Source organism: Oribacterium sp. P6A1 (genome assembly GCF_000702885.1).
In the GTDB taxonomy this organism is placed as follows: Bacteria; Bacillota; Clostridia; order Lachnospirales; family Lachnospiraceae; genus Oribacterium.
Map to the genome: position 1 here is coordinate 74,804 of NZ_JNKO01000010.1, position 17,621 is coordinate 92,424.

Genomic DNA, 17,621 nt, shown 5'->3' on the forward strand with positions numbered 1-17,621 from the left:
TTTTCTTCGATTCAGATGTAATTTTTTGTGGGACCATATCCCGGAAAGGAGTTGGATTATGAGAAAGCGGATTTTAAGTGTACTTGTTGTCTCAATGCTTACATCCGCCGCCATCATGAGCGGCTGTGGTACTATGGAGGTACCGGATGTAACTATCAAGGTTCAGGAAACAACTATGGATTCAGCAAATCAGGACACTAAAGCAGAAACCGAAGAAGCAGACGAGGGAACTCCAAAGCTTACCCTGGAGGACCTGTCTGAAGCCAACAGTCTTGATAAAATCTTTTCAAATCATAAGAACTGGGCATCCGAAGTGAAAGTTTCAGAGGATAATTCTAACATGGCTGTTAAGGCATATGGACTCTATGGTTTTAAAGTTTATTCTGAAAACGGAGTAACCTGTTTTGAATCGGATTTTCTTGATGAAGATGGCGTATCTCACAACCTTCAGAGTTCGATATTTAATGGTGAAACAGATTATTACCTTGACCCTGAAGATGATAAGTTAATGACAGTTGGCTGGTACGTTATGTCTGATGATGAGAAAAAAGACGTCCTTATATCTAAGTATGCTCATCCTGACTGCTTTGTTCCTTTCGTTTATATTGAAGAAGCCGGTGAAACTATTGATTCTATTCAGGATAACGATGATGGAACACTGACTCTTATCACCTTATCTCCCGTCGAAAAAGCTACTGAAGTCATTAATCTGCCTGCGGAATTGAAGGGTGGCGACGCCAGATATACTTATACCATTGATAAGGACACACTTGAAGTAACAGCCATTGTAATTGAGATCGTAGTCGGTGAAGAAACTTATGATTTAATGACAGAAAAGATATTCTATGATGTTGAACCGCCTGAAGTTTACGATAACATGTGTGAACTTGTTTACAGTTTCAAAAATGATCCTCCAAAAAATCCTAAAACCTTAACTGTAATTTATGATCCTGATACAGATGATGAAGAGTCTTTCAGAATCACAGTGGATAGTGATTACCGTATCTCTACAGCCATCCGTGAAGGCTACAGTCTTTACAAAGATCCTAAAGGTAATGTACCGTTTGAAGGCAGTGACGGAAAAAGTGATGTCACTATGTTTGCCATAAAAGACTGAGACTTGAATATGAACTTCTCTTAAATATAAGCTTTAAGTTTTTCCTCTTGACTAATATTGATTTTCACATAAACTGTGATACAACATAACGTATTAATTATTTCAAAATCAATTGGCCTTTCAGATACGATCTCATATAAATCAGACTCGTGCCTGATCCCGGAGGAAAACAATGTTAATTAACAGAGAAATGGTACTATCCGCTTTTGACCGATACACTTCAGCTTATGATGTTTTGGATATAAAAGTAAAACTAAAGATAGATCACACCTACAGAGTGGCAGAAATCTGTGATAAAATATCCGATTCCCTTAACCTGTCAAAGGAAGATCGCGACATAGCCTGGCTTTCCGGTATGCTTCACGATATAGGCCGTTTTGAGCAGTTAAGAAGATATCATACCTTTCAGGATAAAATTTCCTGTGATCACGCTGCTCTCAGCGCGGAAATTCTGTTTACAGACGGAAACATCCGTATGTTCACCGAAGACTCTTCGGAAGATGAACTTTTGGAAAAAGTCATACGTCTTCATAATGTTTACATACTGCCGGATGATCTTTCGGAAAGAGAACTTCTTTTTGTAAATCTTCTCAGGGATGCGGATAAGATAGACATTATCAAAGTCAACTGCATCACTCCGAGATCAGAAATATACGATATCCCGGAAGATGATTTCAGAGCTTCAGTCATATCTCAGGATGTATATGAAGACATTACTTCAGAACATAATGTTGACAGAAATCACTCAAAGACTCCTGCTGACTATATCATCGGTCATATAGGATTTGTGTATGGGCTGGTTTATAAGCAGAGCTTTATGGAAGTGCGTAATCAGGGATATCTGGATCAGATGCTTGATTTCCAAAGTGACGTGGAAGATACAAAAGAGAAGTTCAAAAAGATAAAAGAAACCATAAATAAATACATAGACAGACATATAGGATGATTTCACCATTTTAAAAGGACGGACTTTTGTCCGTCCTTTCTTATGCATACAACAGGACATAAGCTATAAAGCCATCTCCTTCATCCTTCTCTTGCATTCATACATCTCCTTGTCAGCCCTGTCAACAGCATCAAATACAGATTCATCTTTCTGTTTTTCAACGATACCGAAAGCCGTTGACAGTTTAAAATCTCCAAACTCAGGATCTGTCATGGGTTGATCGACAAGTTTTTTTATAACCTTTGTTACCGCTTCTAAATTTTTACCCAGAAATACAAACTCATCACCTCCGGTGCGATAAAGCTTGCCATAGGCCTGAAGATGCTTATTGTAGGTAAGGGCAGATGCTTTAAGATATTCATCCCCCGCAGCGTGTCCGCAGTTATCATTAACTTTTTTAAGCTCGTTGACATCCATACTCACTACAATAAGATCCGAAGTATCCTGATATTTAAAGGCATCTTCCGTGTACAGGATTCTGTTGGCAAGCCTGGTAACCGGATCCGTTTTCATCTCCAGATTGTTGAACATACTGGTTATGAAAGAAAAACCTGCTGCCATGATCATCTCAATAATCTCGCCAATGTAAAAGATATCTGTATATACAACGCCTATTATAAAAAGCACGATAATATGATTAACCGTTTTTATCTCTCCCATGGAAAGAATGTACTTTTTCTTTATTATCTCGGCAAAGGCTGAAAAGTAGCTATAGGACATAATGACAGGACGTATATACCATAGTATCTCTTCTGAATACTCTCCATCAGCATTTACGGAAAAATATATGGGAAATATCAGATTCAGGATCATACTTATCACATAAATCAATGTGATAAAACTAACTGCCCTGCCGTTTTTTGATTTTAAATAATCCGGATCCACAGCATCACTGTATGCAATCGGTACAATCATTGGTACTGTATAAACTATGGAGTAACCAAAAAGCACCACATATCTTAGTTCCGGAATTCCATAGGAATAAAACACTGCCATATTCACCAGTGCTGCAAATATGATAAGTGCTCCTGTCCTGTAGGTTGCTTTCTTTACTTCCTTATCCATGATGTGATTTTGTCTTGTGCTTGTGATAACAAAAATCGAATCAACTATGGCTATCATGCACCAGACATTGGCATAATGTATGATATAACTAAGCGCATGCCAGATATTCATATAAAATCCCCTTTCAAAAACTAACCAAGGAATTCTAACCCAGCTCTGAAATAATGTATATAGTTTCGCTTAATTTTCGTCATTTTTTTGTTTCTTGGCAAAAAAATATATTCTATCCTCGATTAAAAGGAGCACTGTTATCGATTAATTTAATATTCTCAATACATTCAGCAGTTGCCTGTATATACAAAACGAAGATTTTTTTCGGCAACAGCCTTTAACCTGTATATTTTATCCACCGGTGTTGCCTCTCTGTCCGTCATATGAAAACGAGGAAAAAATCTTGAAATATGAAGCGGAACGGACGGATCCAGCGAACTTATCCAACCGCTGATCTCAGACATCTCTTCCTCAGTATCATTTTCACCCGGAATGATCAGCGTGGTCAGCTCCACATGACTGTATTTCACGCTCTCAGATATAAAATCCATGACCATCCTGCGGTCACCCTTCAGAACATCCCTGTAGTACCTGTCTGAAAAGCCCTTTAAATCTATATTCATGGCATCAACATAGGGAAACAGATCTTTTACTGCCTCTGCATCTGCCATACCATTTGTTACCAGGACGGTTTTCAGACCTTTTTTTACAAGGAACTTTGCAGTATCAAGAACATATTCATAGGATATCAGCGGCTCATTGTATGTAAAAGCCACCCCTATGTTTCCGTTTTTCTTCTGTTCTTCTGCTATCTGTGCCAATGTCTCCGGAGCCACATATCCGGCCCTCTTTTTACTATCATTAACCTCTTCAGACCATGATATACTGTAGTTCTGACAAAAGGGACAGCGAAGATTACAGCCGTAACTCCCCACGGACAAAATCAGACTTCCCGGCATGAATCTTCTCAGAGGTTTCTTCTCAATCGGATCCAGCGCAACAGAAGTAAGCATTCCATAATTATCCGGAATCACTTTACCTTCCCTGCAGGTCCTTACACCGCAAAATCCATACCTGCCTTCTTCTATTTCACATTTCCGAAAACATACATTACACTTTGCCATATCTTCGTTTAATCTCAAAAACAGACCACTCATCACCCGTAGGCGGCAGATACTTTTGACACTCCATCAGTATCACCATCTACATCAAACTGACTATACATGTCTCACAACTTCAAAACGCTGAAGTTTAACGGGCTCTTCCTCCTGAATTCCGCCCTTTTGTCTTGCTATTTCTATCTGCTGCTCTACAGTATCAACACCCTCAAGATCCGGAAGCAGTAATCCTCTTTTTCTGCCGGAGCTTACTATAACGCCATATCTTTTCACATCCAGTTCTTCAGGACCTGATATGTCTTCAGGTTCACCAAGAACATCAACATTTATATCAAGATAGGGAAGTTCTTCCGGCGTGATCGCATTAAATCTCGGATCCCGGGTTGAAGCACTTATGGCATTCTGAATTATTTCCTCTGCAACGGATGATGTAGTGGGGAGTATGGTACCTATACACCCTCTCAGTCTTCCGTCCTTATGAATCGAAACAAAAGCACCTGCTGTTTTTGACAGCATTTCATCCGGAAGATCACCGGGAACTTCTATTTTTTTACGGTACATGATATAGCTTTCAAGAGATGCTCTGGCAAGACGGACGTATTCATCAGACTTTTCAGCCTTGTTTTTAAGACCTTCCCTGAGGTTTTCCATATACATATCAAGAAAATGTCTGGAAGAATCGGTTCCTTCCGGATAAAAAGAAGCTATACCATAACCGACACCAGTAACATCCTGATGAGAAAAAACTTCGGATCTTACCTTTATTCCATCTAAAGCGCCTGCCATGATCACAAAAGAACGGTGTCCGCATTCAGCTGCTTTACGGCAGAAATCTTCATTAAATTCAAACATTTCCTGAAAGGAAGCACTTTTTGCCACGTCCATGATTCTCTCATCATAAACCGGACCTTCCTTTGCAAATCCGTATGGGCCATGTTCCTGAAGTTTATGTGACAGATCACCGCTTGCGATAAAAACCACTCTTCGTTTACTCTCATCAACAGCTTTTTGTATCAGCATTCCCAAACGATAATGTTCAGGCAATCCAAGTCCCGAAAGACCGATGCGGATTATTTTTGCGCCCTTATATTTATTTCGTATAAACCAGAGGGGAACCATGGTTCCATGATCAAGGGTCGGATCTTTTTCACCCAGCACACCTGCAGGAAAATCCTCTTCCCCTGCAAGTTCACATATTTTGTCTCTAAGCTCCTCATCATAAATCTCATCAAATGAAACTTCCGGGGCTCTGAACCTTGAAAAATCACCTTTTGCCCCGGCCCCGGGTGAGATATGAAAGTAATCGGAATACATGATGCTGTGTGGGCTTGTAATGATGATAGTCTCAGGTTTCAGTTCGGCTATCTCCATCGCCACTTTTTCATAAGAATCTATAGTATCCTGAATGCTTTTTTCTCCGCCTTTTCCGATCTCCGGAATGATAAGCGGAGGATGCGGAACCATAAATGCAGCCTGAATCGACATAGTACCCCCCTCTATTCCTACTGTTACCTGTAATAACTCCGGACCCCTCTTAACTTTGGAAATCCGATTTATTATTATTTCTGTTCATTACCCGAAAACCGACGTAACAGATATCCATACAGCTGATCTACACTAATGTATCATTACTATTCTTCAATTCATTTTTATTCTTGTACATTCTTCTGTCTGCACGATTGAAGACATCTGCAACACAAAAGTCTTTATCATTTTTAAACCTTGACATACCGCAGGCTATGACTATTCCATCATTAAACAATGCCTCTTCATTGTGAGCCGCTATTACGGCAAGCAGCCGTTCAATATCTTCATAGTCCTTTCCCTGGGAAACAGCAACAAACTCATCGCCTCCGACACGAAAGACCTCACTATTCCTGAATGTCCTGCAAATGATATTGCATGCCTCACAAATGCACTCATCTCCTACACGATGGCCCTTGGTATCATTGATCTTTTTGAGATCATTCATATCCAGTATGGTAATTGCAAAATCAGGCTGCCTTTTATCTATGATCATGTGATTCATTATAGATTCCTTTTCCTGATATGCATTCTTATTCTTTATACCGGTAAGCGCATCTATCTGAGCCTTGTTCTGGAACTGTGCAAGTCGTTCCAGATACTCACGCTTGATACGCATGGCATCGGTAACGTCCTGACACATACCTAAAAGACATTGTCTTCCTGTGTTATCAACAAACTTAAGTTTTGTAGTCTGAAAGTTTTGAGGGTTTCCTGCAGCATCCGGCACATCTTCAAAGAATATATAGGGTTTGTCCATTGATAATGCTTTTTTATCATCTTCTACAAAATGCCTCGCTGTATTCTCATCAAAAATTTCATAGTCTGTTAATCCTACAACCTCCTCCGGAGTAGCTTTATGTGCATAATCTGCAAAAGCCTGATTACATGCCAGATATACACCTGTGGTTACATCCTTTGAAAATGTCATGGCCGGCATGTTTTTCAAAAGAGCCGCCACCGATTCCTTCAGTTCGGTAATCTTTTTGTTTGCATCTGTTTCCTGTCTGAAACGTGTATTGTCCTGATGAAGTTTTGCTCGCTTTCCGTTAATTCTGTACAGTTCTTTGCATGACTGATCTGCAACAGGGTTTATAATCACATCCGACGTTGAAAGTACGGCTATCATGACTGCAGCAACACCGTTTACAGGATTTACAGCAACCCTCCATATAAACAATTGAATCATTTTACCGTCAATTGATATGTCATCAATTATCACTCTTTTACCATCTGCGGCGACCTTCAGAACAGCCTTCATGGAATAAGCTCCGGGCCTGTCCATAAGTTTAGAAGTATCAAATTTCAATTTCCCGTAAGTATCCGGAAAATTCTCTTTGAAAAACTTTTTAAAAACAACATTGGCTCTTACAACCGAGGCAAACTGATCTTTACATTCCATCATGATCATAGGCCATGTATCAAAATAGTTTCTAAGCTTATCGTCATCGGTATTGGTGACAGAAAGGTTATAGAAATTGACTTTTCCGAGCTTGGAATAATAATCAGTCTCAAGAGGATTTTCAAATCCGATCTGAATACCTTTTGCATTTCTGTCAATGATTTCCGCAAGTGAAACAGGCTTACAGAAATAGTAGCCCTGAAGCATGGTACACCCTATATCCTTAAGGAATTCGGCCTGTTCTGTTGTTTCAACTCCCTCAGCAACAGTATTCATACCAAGTGACATAGCCATCCTTACTATCTCCGTCAGAATGATCTTCGCCCTCTCACCATCATCAAGCTGACGAACAAAAAGCATATCTATCTTAATGAGATCAAAAGGTATCTTATGCAGTATCACAGGAGATGAATATCCGCTGCCGTAATCATCCATCCAAACATCGAAGCCCAGATCTTTAAAACGCTTTATTTCATTGATCATATAATCGATGTCATCCGCCACGATGCTTTCCGTTATCTCTATGACAAGCCTGTCACGCGCAATCCCTGATGCATCCACTCGCTTTCTGATTTCTTCAACGATATCGCAGGTATAAAAGTCTGAACGGGATAAATTGACCGATATGGGAACCACATAGAGACCGCTTTCTGCCTGCTCTTTCATTTTCTTAAGAACAACATCTACCACATAAAGATCCAGCTTATAGATGGTATTTGATTCCTCCAGAGCAGGTATGAAGGCTGCAGGGCTGAAAAATCCCTTCTTTGGATCTATCCATCTCGCAAGAGCTTCTTCATGACATACTTTTCCGTTTGCGGTTCTTATGATAGGCTGATAAAAAACTTTAATCCAATCTTCTGAAATGGCCTTGTCAATATTTTCAGCCACATACTGTCTTTCTTCAATTTCAGTCATCATCTTAGGGTTGAATATATAGATATTGGAAATATAATTCTTTCTTCCTGAATCACAGGCTATTTTCGCTCTGTCGCATGCTCCGCTTATGCTTATACTCTCATCTTCGTAATAGTAGATACCTATCCGAAGGGTCATGCCGTTTTCATTATCCAATCCGAATTTTGATTTTATCAGTTTTTCTGCTGAATTTTCAGCATTTTCATCATCGGTATATACACAGAAATGATCGGCACTGAACCTGCTGCAGTTTTCATGACTGAACAGCTCGATAACCTTATTTGCAAAGGATTTTAAATACTTGTCACCTTCTTCGATACCATACTTCTGGTTATAAACCTTTAATCCGTTGAAATCCATGAATAGAATAACCGGAGTTCTACCGTTTTTACGCATCTCTCTGCATCCGGCTTCCGCAAGCTCAAAGAAATATGACATGGAAGGAAGACCGGTCAGATAGTCATGACCGATCTTTATGTTGATACTTCTTTCAGTCAGCTGATTCTTTAATGCATTCAGCAGACCGTCTTTTTCATTTTTTCCATCATCCACATAGGCCCCCTGATCTGTATACCAGACAAAGGCAAGCCTTACACCATTCTCTTTTTCAATATGTCTGCCGTAAGAATGGATGATCCTGTACTCACCGTCCCTTTTGCTGCGGTAGATAACATCATATACTCCGCCCTCAGTGGCAAACCGATAGGCTGCATCCCCCAAAGACGAAAGATCATCAGGATGTGTATCTTTATACATATTATTATCCATCAGTTCATATACTTCAGTTTTTTTCATATCCTTATAGCCAAAAAGTTCTATAAAACCTTTGGATAAAGCTATGGTAATCACTCTTTTGTTTATGAACTGATAAACGGCGAAGGGCACATCGCTGCTTTCCAGAAATGCCAACTCTTCTTCACTATATCTATACTTATCCAAGAGCACACCTCCTGTGAGATTTATGCATACATATATTTTTATCGTATATTTTTTAGTGATTCATAAGTCTTCAGGCATCAGGAATTTAATTCTTACCGCTTTATCAAATTTTGTATTCTTTTTATTTCAGCGCTCAAAATGTTATTAACATCAGCTCCGTATATATCAAGTCCGGTTGCTTTTATCAGTTCCACCTCACTGATACCGTAGAAATTCTGTGCAAGAGCCTTAATATATCCAAATCCGAACTCCTCAGGAACATAATTGCCCCCGGCAGTCATGATGTAATATAGTTTATCTGCTTTGCAAAGTCCTTTGGGAACTCCTTCAGTTGTATACTCAAATGTAACCCCCAGAACATTGATATGCTCTATGTACTGTTTAAGGGATGCCGGAAAAGACAGATCCCAGTAAGGAGCAGCTATAACTATAGTATCAGCAGCTGCAAATTGTCTTGCCATAGCGAATGATTCATCATCAAATCTCTCTTCCGCCATCAGATTATCCCTGTTTTTAAGAAATGCTTCATCTGTCTTAGGAAACTTCACATCTTCCAATCTGATTTCTTCATAATTATCCGCAATCATTTCAAGCAAAGTCTCAGCAAGATGTTTTGTCCTTGATTCACCACGTACACATGCATTTACGAATAAAACCATCCTGCACTCCTTTTATTTAAGTGCTCCGCCGCAATTCGGGCAGAAATTGCTTCCGCTGTTTGGAGTTCCGCAATACGGACAGAACTTAGGAGTACGTGTGCCCAAAACCTGTTGAGCTGATTCAAGGAGAGCTTTACGTTTCTGTTCATCCTCCCGGATCATTTTCTGTGCTTCTTCCTCAGCGCGTTTACGCTCTTCAGGTGTCATTTTGGCCAATGTTTCCTGAGCCACTCTTTGTGCTTCCTCAAGCTTTTTTGCAAGTTGTTCAGGTGTAAGAGCCTTTGCAGCATTTAACTTCGCCATCGCTTCTTCGTAATTAAAGTTTTCTTCCATCTCCATCCTCCTAATCTATAATCCCGTATTTTTCGCACTGTATTTCTTTCACACAGATGCAGACTCTAACAGGCTATTTTATATTCCATATCAAGCAACATTTATTCATCAAATCCGATATACAGGCTTTCTTCAGAACCTGTATGGAAATGTACTATTTCTGTTGATCCGTCGTCTTTGACCAGAGTAGCAGTCAGGATATCATCACTGTAAAAACCGCCATCGTAGGAAAGAGACTCGATCCAGCCATCACGGCAGAAGAATCCATTTGTATTTACTATGCGTTCTTCTATTCCTGCGTTCCTGTCGGCCTCATAATTTGTGGTAAGAAGTTCGCGTCCATTTATTCTCACACTTAACACATCGTCATCAAAATACAATACAACGTCAGCAAGTCGTCCTTCGCCGACATAATCATCTCCTGTAAGAGACTGTGTCCAGTAATACGGCTCCTCCCTTGCAGCTCCATCATTGTTTGATGAGCTGCTTTCTTTTCCGGGTATGGACTTCGAGGCATTTTTCTTCCAGATTTCCGCACGCTTAACAGCTGATGCAGGAGCATTGACACTGCACCCCTCAGGGAAGCTTGGATTTTTCTCATCCTGTCCGTAGTAATCGGCTACAGCTCCGGTAAACTCAGCAGACTTAAGTCCGGAGCAATTAACGAAAGCATTTGGTCCGATACTGCTTATGCCGCTTCCGAAGGTAACCCCGGTAATGCCGGTACATCCGGTAAATGCGTATTTCCCAACATAATTAAGACCATCCGGGAATACCAGTTCTCCCGTAAGCCCCTCACATGAAGAAAATGCGCCATCCTTGATATGTGTAAGTGTTTCAGGGAATCCGGCTATGGAAGTAAATCCCTTGCAGCTCATAAATGCTGAATTACCGATTGAGATAAGTCCAGAAGGAAGCTTTAAGGAACCGGTAAATGCTGTAGCTCCGAAAGCATGGTCGCCGATTACAAGCAGCGAATCAGGCAGCTCAAGTTCCCCTGTAAGACTCTTACAGCCACGGAATGTGCCGGAGCAGATATATTTGATTCCTGCCGGAAGCTTCAAAGATGTGATACACTCATCGCCTTCAAACGCATTGTTCTCCATCAGCTTCAGGCTGTCCGGAAGCACCACAGCTCCGGTGAGCTTTCTGCAATAGGATAATCCGCCGTTTCCGATATGTTCGAGACCCTTGGGCAGAGTTAATGTTCCGTCAAAGCCGCAGCCTAAGAACGCATGGTAATCGATATCCTTAACACTGTCGGGAATAACAAGATCACCACTGAAGTTCTCACAACCGTTAAAGCAGGCATACTCAATCTTTTCAATCGAGGACGGCAGCTTCAATTTTCCGTCAAAACCGCATTGGCTGAAAGCCCAGTCTCCCATAGAAGTCACGGAATCGGGAATGATAAGATCACCTTTTATTTTCCCGGCACTTATAAACGCGCATCTTCCGATGGTTTCGAGGCCTTCAGGCAGTTCCAGAGTACCTTCCGCATTTTCAAAGTCCGAGAATGCTTCCGGTCCGATCTCCTTCAAAGACTTCGACAGTCTTATACCGGTAAAGCCCTTGCAGCGTGTGAATGCATAGCCTCCCACTTTCTCCACCGAATCCGGGATCGTAAGCACGCCGGTCAGCTCTTCACAGCCGTAAAACGCGAAATCTCCTATGGTTTTCAGGGTATCAGGCAGCACAAGTTTACCCTTCAGATTATGGTTTGAATAAAAGGCATTATTCGCAATGGAGGTAATACCCTCGCCGATGATCAGATTATTGATCTTAAAATCCGACCACATGAATTTCTCCGCCACCATTTCTCCGGTGCCCGAAACAGTGAGAGTCTTCGTTGATTTATCGTAAGTCCAGGTTATATTCTCACCGCAGGTACCTGTAATACCTTTGGTTTTTTCACCACCTTCGTCATTCGATCCGCATCCCAATATTCCAAACATGATCACAATCCCCAGCATAATAACCAATAATCGTTTCATCAGTCATCGTTCCTTTCTTTTTCAAGAAACATCATTAAAATTCACTTTGATATCATTCTCCGGGCCTTCAGAAACTGTACATAATCAACAATACAAATTTATTATATCACCTGAAGATAACTTTAAGGGCAAAAATAAAGACAAACGGCGGCATTAAACATAACCCTTTATTGACACATTTGCACAACGCAGTAAAATAAAACTAATTTTTATTGTTCATAAAGGAGATATTATGTTTGAAATCAAAGGTAACTTATAAAAACCCCCGGCTCGATGATGATATGCTGCCCTAAGGCAGTACACCATCATCGAGCTGGGGTACTTTTTGTATATGGAAGACTTCCATATGTCATAATCCGCTCATCGTAATCTATAGAATATTCCCCTTCTTTATATTCTTCTGCAATATTTTATCGGTTACTTCTTCATAAAGCTTTACTGAACCAAGCTTTGTTTTTCTCTGCCGACCATAAACCTTATCAGCTGTAGCCTTATGTTCTCTCCAATCTCCGCCATCATTACTTTCATTTAGTAGCAGAGGCTGCAGATTATCCATGGCATGAGCAAATCGTGACTCCGGTGTTTCATAGGCTTCAAACTCGTCAAATAATGAAATAAGTTCCTTTTTCTGGTCTTCGGGCAGAATAGAAAATATTCGTTCCTTAGCCTTATCTTCCCTCTCCTTCTGAGTCTTGAGACCTTCTTCATCATAAGCGTAGGTATCACCTGCATCTATTTCCACAACATCGTGGATAAGGCACATAATCATGGTCTTTGCTATGTCAATAGGTTCATTAGAGTACTCTTTCAGCAGATATGCCATGAGAGCCATATGCCAGGCATGTTCTGCATCATTTTCTTTTCGACCATTTCCTGACAGGCTGGTCTGTCGGAAAATATTCTTTTCCTTATCGATTTCCAAAGTAAAATCAAGCTGTTTTTTTAAACGTTCATCCATCGATTTATCCCCCTTTTATATGTTCCAATGATATAGTCATCAAATGTTTTTATCAATGATAGTGTATTCAAAGCATTTCTGTCCATGACATTTCTGTAGCCCTGTCTAAAGTATATATCCGCCAATAAATCAATCATTTTGTCTAACGTGAAAGGGAAACCAGCGCGAATACCAATAACCAGCCTGCTATAATGATACCTAAAACCAGCTTAACGCCCACATCCGGTCTCAGGTCATAGAATTCCATTTTTCCAAAACCGATCAGAGACAAAAGGGCTCCGATTATGATAAGGATCAACGGAAGCATTATTGCACACAAAATAAGAAGGATAGCTCCTGCGAAAAATGCATCCAATCGCAAAAAATCACTGATCATTGAGCTATTCAAAAATCCCATTAGTAAAAAAATGCCTACTAATAAAAAGAGAATTCCTGCAAAACGAAACTGACGTCCTTCTTCCCAGTCCAAGAGTCTGTGATTCCATATCCCCGGACGATATTCAAAACCGTGATCCTTCAGATAATGTTCAATGATAGAAAGAAGCTTGTCCTCATCAAATCCGATATTAGCCCAATCCTTATGATCGACTCTTTTTCTCCAGCGCAAATTCTTCGCTGCAGAGAGCGAAAAAACAGTTCTGGTCTCCGTGGACATGGGTGGCTTATAAGAATCCCTATAAAGCCAGGTCTCTCCACCACAAAACGTTTTGTCTCTGCCAAGTACATATGTCACAGAAAAAGAACCGTTTCCTCTGCTGTCAGATCCTTCCGGGATTTGCTGCAGCTTCCAACCGGCAACAATTCTGTTTTTTCGAATAGTTACAATAAAGGGATATTCATTTGAGTTTAGATCTCTTTGTATGGAATCTTTAAATTCTTTAAATTCTCTACTATTAATTCTTTTCTTCATGTATTACTTCGCACGTTATATAAATTATGATTTGCAACATTCTGCATTTCTTTTATCATACCACATCTTTTACATTTCACTCGATATACATATACATCTCAGTGATCAAATTATAATGCATACTGATTCTATTTTACATTCAGTTTCTCCGGCATTTTTTCACAATTTCCACTATAGATTGATGTTTTTATTGAACCATGATATATTCAATACAATACAGACCCATAAAACTGTTGTAGTTAATATGAACAGAAATGAGGATAATACCATGAATATCGGACAGGTCATCTCACAACACAGAAAAAAGAAAGGGATATCTCAGATAGATTTATCTAAAGAGCTCCTGAAATATGACATCCATGTAGGTAATGCTGCCGTAAGTTCATGGGAAAAAGGAACGAACACCCCCACCGCTTCCCAGCTTCTGGCTCTCTGTCAGATTCTTGAAATCCATGATATCTACTCAGAATTCATCGGAGAAAATCCCATCGATCCATTCAGACACCTGAATGATGAAGGGATCTTAAAAGCATGCGAATACATCGAACTCCTGGAAGGTTCTGAAAAATACGGAAAAAGAAGTGCTGAGATTCTTCCTCTTGAAGGCCGTAAGATGAAGATAGCTCTTACATCAGCTTCAGCCGGAACAGGTAATTTCCTTGATGATGAGAATTTTGAAGAACTGGAGATTTTTGACCCGGTCCCAAAGAAAGCTTCCTTCGGTGTATATCTCGATGGTGACAGCATGGAACCGGGATTTAAAAATGAACAGCTTATATGGATAGAGCAGACAGACACTCTCGAGTCCGGTGATCTGGGACTGTTCTTCCTTGACGGACTTACCTATTTTAAAAAATTTGTCAAAAAGAATTCCGGAATATTCCTGGTATCCTTAAACCCAAAGTATAAACCTATACCTGTCAGTGAATACAGCACCTTCAGGATATTCGGAAGACTCGCTGTTAAATAAGACATGCTGACGATGTGAGTGTCACACAACTCACCATTCTCCCACATCACTCTCTTCAACTTTCTTTAGAAATCCGAGGAACTGCCATGTGTACCAGATATGCAATAGAAAAAGACCTTCCGGAAATAAAAGGAATTATAGATGTCGTATCGAGATCACGTCTCACGCAAAAATTCATCGATACCCATGCAAGACCTCTGATAACCCATGGTGAAGTCAGTCCTACAGATATAGTCCCTGTTATTGCTCCTGATTCTAAAGGATCAAGAGCAGTATTTCCCATGCAATGGGGTTTTACTGCCAGAGATAATAAAAGAACTCTTTTTAATGCGCGCGTTGAAACAGCAGGACAAAAGCCAACATTTCGAGAAGCCTGGCTATCCCACAGATGTATAATCCCGGCCTCATACTACTATGAGTGGGAGCACTTCAAAAGTCCCGATGGCAAAGTAAAAACCGGTGATAAATTCGCCATCCAGCCTAAAGGGCTTACCGTTACATGGCTATGTGGATTATATCGTATAGAAAACGGATATCCGGTATTTGTGATACTCACAAAAGAACCGACCCCTGAACTTGCCGGGATTCATGACCGGATGCCTCTCATTCTGCCTGAAAACATGATAGACGAATGGATCTCACCGGGTTCAAATCCCGGTGAGATAATTCAAAAATCATTATCTGACATGATAATTGAGAAATGCAGCGAATGAATGATTTATTCTAATTAAATTTATGCAGATTCTATTTAGCATTAATATAAATCTTCTTAATTGATTTTAATTCTATTTTTAGTTGATGTTTCTGTCGGGTCATGCTATATTTCTTTATATAGAACATATGTACTGACGGAGATAAATACATGAACTATTCAATCATTGCCGTAGACTTTGACGGCACCCTCTGCTACAGCAACCGGACTAAGCCCGGCGAAGCAAACATACCGCTGATAAAATATATTAAGCTCTGTTACCTGATGCATTAAGCTGATGTCATGGAAACGAAACATATCTATATCGCCATCGATATGAAGAGCTTCTACGCATCAGTGGAATGCGTTGCTCGGGGATATGATCCGCTTAAAGCCAATCTACTGGTGGCAGATGAAAGCAGATCAGATCAGACCATATGTCTCGCTGTCTCACCGGCACTTAAAGCTATAGGTGTTCCGAGCAGGCCTCGCCTCTTTGAAGCAAAGCAGGCCATCAGGAAATATGAGATGCTTCATCATACCCGTGTCCTTTATACTACTGCCGTACCACGTATGGCAGAATACGAAAAGATCTCAGCAAAAATTTACGGTATCTACCTAAAGTATGCCGCAGCTGAAGACATACATGTTTACAGCATTGATGAATGCTTTATTGACTGTACCCCGTACCTGCATTTCTATAAAAAAGATGCGACAGACTCAGGTAAATCTCCTGCTCATACCATGGCCATGACCATAATAAGGGATGTCTTTAAGAACACCGGTATCACTGCCACTGTCGGGGTCGGAACAAACCTGTATCTTGCAAAGGTAGCCATGGATATAGTTGCAAAGAAAGCTCCTGCCGACAAAAACGGAGTTCGTATAGCTGAACTCACTGAAGACTCTTATAAATTTCTTCTGTGGGATCACAGACCTCTGACAGATTTCTGGCAGATAGGTCAGGGCAAAGCCGGAAGACTTGAAAGAAATCATATGTACACCATGGGAGATATAGCAGAACGCTCCCAGTGGGATGAAGAATGGTTCTACAAAAACTTCGGCATCGATGCCGAGATCCTCATCGATCATGCCTGGGGGATAGAGCCTGTCACCATGTATGACATAAAGCACTATAAAAGCGACAGTCATTCTCTGTCCAACGGGCAGGTTCTTCCACGTCCGTATAAATACGACGAGGCCTGTGTTGTCCTTATGGAAATGATAGATATACTGTGCTGCGACATGTACAAAAAGAACCTTGTCTCTTCGAAATTCACCTGGTGGATCAGCTACGACTACAAGAGTCTGGAATATTTCCCCTATTATGACGGAAGGCTCTCTGTTGACTGGTACGGAAGACTTCATCCGGCTCACTCCAACGGCACTGTAAACTTTAGAACCGCTACCAATGTCTCAAAACTTGTCACGGAACTCATTATGCAGGATGTCAGAAAAAAGAGTGACCACAGGATACTGTTCCGAAGGCTGGGTGTATGCGCATGTGATGTAAAAAATGATGGAGGGATGTACCAGATGGATCTTTTCACGGATTATGAAGTCTTGAACAAAGAGCGGCAGATTCATGCAGCACTTCTCGATGTCAGAACAAAATACGGATCTAACGCCATGCTGAAAGGCATGAACCTTTTAGACGGAGCTACCACAATAGAACGAAATAACCAGATCGGAGGTCATAAAGCATAGTTCCTCCGGTCTGTTAAGAAACCGGAGGAACCACCATGAATAACGATATTGATGTCTCTTTATCTCGATCCTTTTTCAGATATCAGAGTGTCTATGATAAGGGAAAACCTATACATAACCCTACTGACAGTTTTTCCATTAAACACCCTTCCATGGATCTTGGAAAACGGGCAAAGATCTTCAACCCATTTGATGCCCTGAGAGGATTTAGCGGAGAACTGTTTAAAACCGAAATGGATATCATGAATGATTTTTCCGATAACGGATATGAACCCATAGAAGAATTCCCATAACTACTATATTCCGGAAAAATCCCTCACTCTACTTCCATACTTTTTATCCGTTTATTCATATAGTAAAGTTTAATTACTCACCTGAA

15 protein-coding genes are annotated in these 17,621 nt (G+C 40.5%); 6 read left to right on the top strand and 9 right to left on the bottom strand.

The window, feature by feature from the left end:
- The first annotated feature begins 58 nt into the window (after nt 1–58).
- Nucleotides 59–1,117: a hypothetical protein gene (locus T515_RS08840; protein WP_036609945.1), complete on the top strand. Its 1,059-nt coding sequence runs from the start codon at nt 59–61 to the stop codon at nt 1,115–1,117.
- 172 nt (nt 1,118–1,289) lie between these two features.
- On the top strand, nt 1,290–2,063 hold the full coding sequence (locus tag T515_RS08845; RefSeq protein ID WP_036609947.1) for an HD domain-containing protein: 774 nt from the start codon (nt 1,290–1,292) through the stop codon (nt 2,061–2,063).
- A 63-nt stretch (nt 2,064–2,126) separates the two neighbouring features.
- Here T515_RS08845 and T515_RS16615 read toward each other — a convergent pair whose 3' ends face one another.
- The 9 genes from T515_RS16615 to T515_RS08890 all read right to left on the bottom strand — a co-directional run bounded on the left by T515_RS16615 (nt 2,127) and on the right by T515_RS08890 (nt 13,874).
- Entirely contained in the window at nt 2,127–3,239 is a 1,113-nt protein-coding gene (locus tag T515_RS16615) for a GGDEF domain-containing protein (RefSeq protein WP_051671589.1), read from the bottom strand.
- 167 nt (nt 3,240–3,406) lie between these two features.
- On the bottom strand, nt 3,407–4,276 hold the full coding sequence (gene amrS, locus T515_RS08855; protein WP_442950148.1) for an AmmeMemoRadiSam system radical SAM enzyme: 870 nt from the start codon (nt 4,274–4,276) through the stop codon (nt 3,407–3,409).
- Between the two features lie 60 nt (nt 4,277–4,336).
- Nucleotides 4,337–5,722: an AmmeMemoRadiSam system protein A gene (amrA, locus tag T515_RS08860; RefSeq protein ID WP_036609951.1), complete on the bottom strand. Its 1,386-nt coding sequence runs from the start codon at nt 5,720–5,722 to the stop codon at nt 4,337–4,339.
- A 127-nt stretch (nt 5,723–5,849) separates the two neighbouring features.
- Nucleotides 5,850–9,020 carry an EAL domain-containing protein gene (locus tag T515_RS08865; RefSeq protein ID WP_036609953.1) on the bottom strand — a complete coding sequence of 1,057 codons (3,171 nt, stop codon included), beginning with the start codon at nt 9,018–9,020 and terminating at the stop codon, nt 5,850–5,852.
- 92 nt (nt 9,021–9,112) lie between these two features.
- Nucleotides 9,113–9,679 carry an NAD(P)H-dependent oxidoreductase gene (locus T515_RS08870; protein ID WP_036609955.1) on the bottom strand — a complete coding sequence of 189 codons (567 nt, stop codon included), beginning with the start codon at nt 9,677–9,679 and terminating at the stop codon, nt 9,113–9,115.
- A gap of 12 nt (nt 9,680–9,691) precedes the next feature.
- Complete coding sequence (locus T515_RS08875; RefSeq protein ID WP_036609957.1) at nt 9,692–10,012, bottom strand: zinc ribbon domain-containing protein; 321 nt, start codon at nt 10,010–10,012, stop codon at nt 9,692–9,694.
- A 101-nt stretch (nt 10,013–10,113) separates the two neighbouring features.
- Nucleotides 10,114–12,006, bottom strand: coding sequence for a leucine-rich repeat domain-containing protein (locus tag T515_RS08880; protein ID WP_081832750.1), 1,893 nt, complete (start codon nt 12,004–12,006; stop codon nt 10,114–10,116).
- 370 nt (nt 12,007–12,376) lie between these two features.
- Nucleotides 12,377–12,964: an HD domain-containing protein gene (locus T515_RS08885; RefSeq protein ID WP_036609961.1), complete on the bottom strand. Its 588-nt coding sequence runs from the start codon at nt 12,962–12,964 to the stop codon at nt 12,377–12,379.
- Nucleotides 12,965–13,106: 142 nt separating this feature from the next.
- Complete coding sequence (locus T515_RS08890) at nt 13,107–13,874, bottom strand: hypothetical protein (protein ID WP_036609962.1); 768 nt, start codon at nt 13,872–13,874, stop codon at nt 13,107–13,109.
- 268 nt (nt 13,875–14,142) lie between these two features.
- On the opposite strand from T515_RS08890, the gene T515_RS08895 reads away from it, so the two are divergent.
- From T515_RS08895 to T515_RS08910, 4 genes are all read left to right on the top strand, one after another.
- Nucleotides 14,143–14,844 carry an XRE family transcriptional regulator gene (locus T515_RS08895; RefSeq protein ID WP_036609964.1) on the top strand — a complete coding sequence of 234 codons (702 nt, stop codon included), beginning with the start codon at nt 14,143–14,145 and terminating at the stop codon, nt 14,842–14,844.
- Between the two features lie 86 nt (nt 14,845–14,930).
- Complete coding sequence (locus T515_RS08900; RefSeq protein WP_036609965.1) at nt 14,931–15,557, top strand: SOS response-associated peptidase; 627 nt, start codon at nt 14,931–14,933, stop codon at nt 15,555–15,557.
- A 281-nt stretch (nt 15,558–15,838) separates the two neighbouring features.
- A complete protein-coding gene (locus T515_RS08905; protein WP_036609966.1) occupies nt 15,839–17,242 on the top strand; it encodes a Y-family DNA polymerase in 1,404 nt (467 codons plus the stop codon).
- 35 nt (nt 17,243–17,277) lie between these two features.
- Nucleotides 17,278–17,535 (top strand): hypothetical protein, encoded by a 258-nt coding sequence (locus T515_RS08910; protein ID WP_036609967.1) that lies wholly within the window; start codon nt 17,278–17,280, stop codon nt 17,533–17,535.
- The last annotated feature ends 86 nt before the right edge of the window (nt 17,536–17,621 follow it).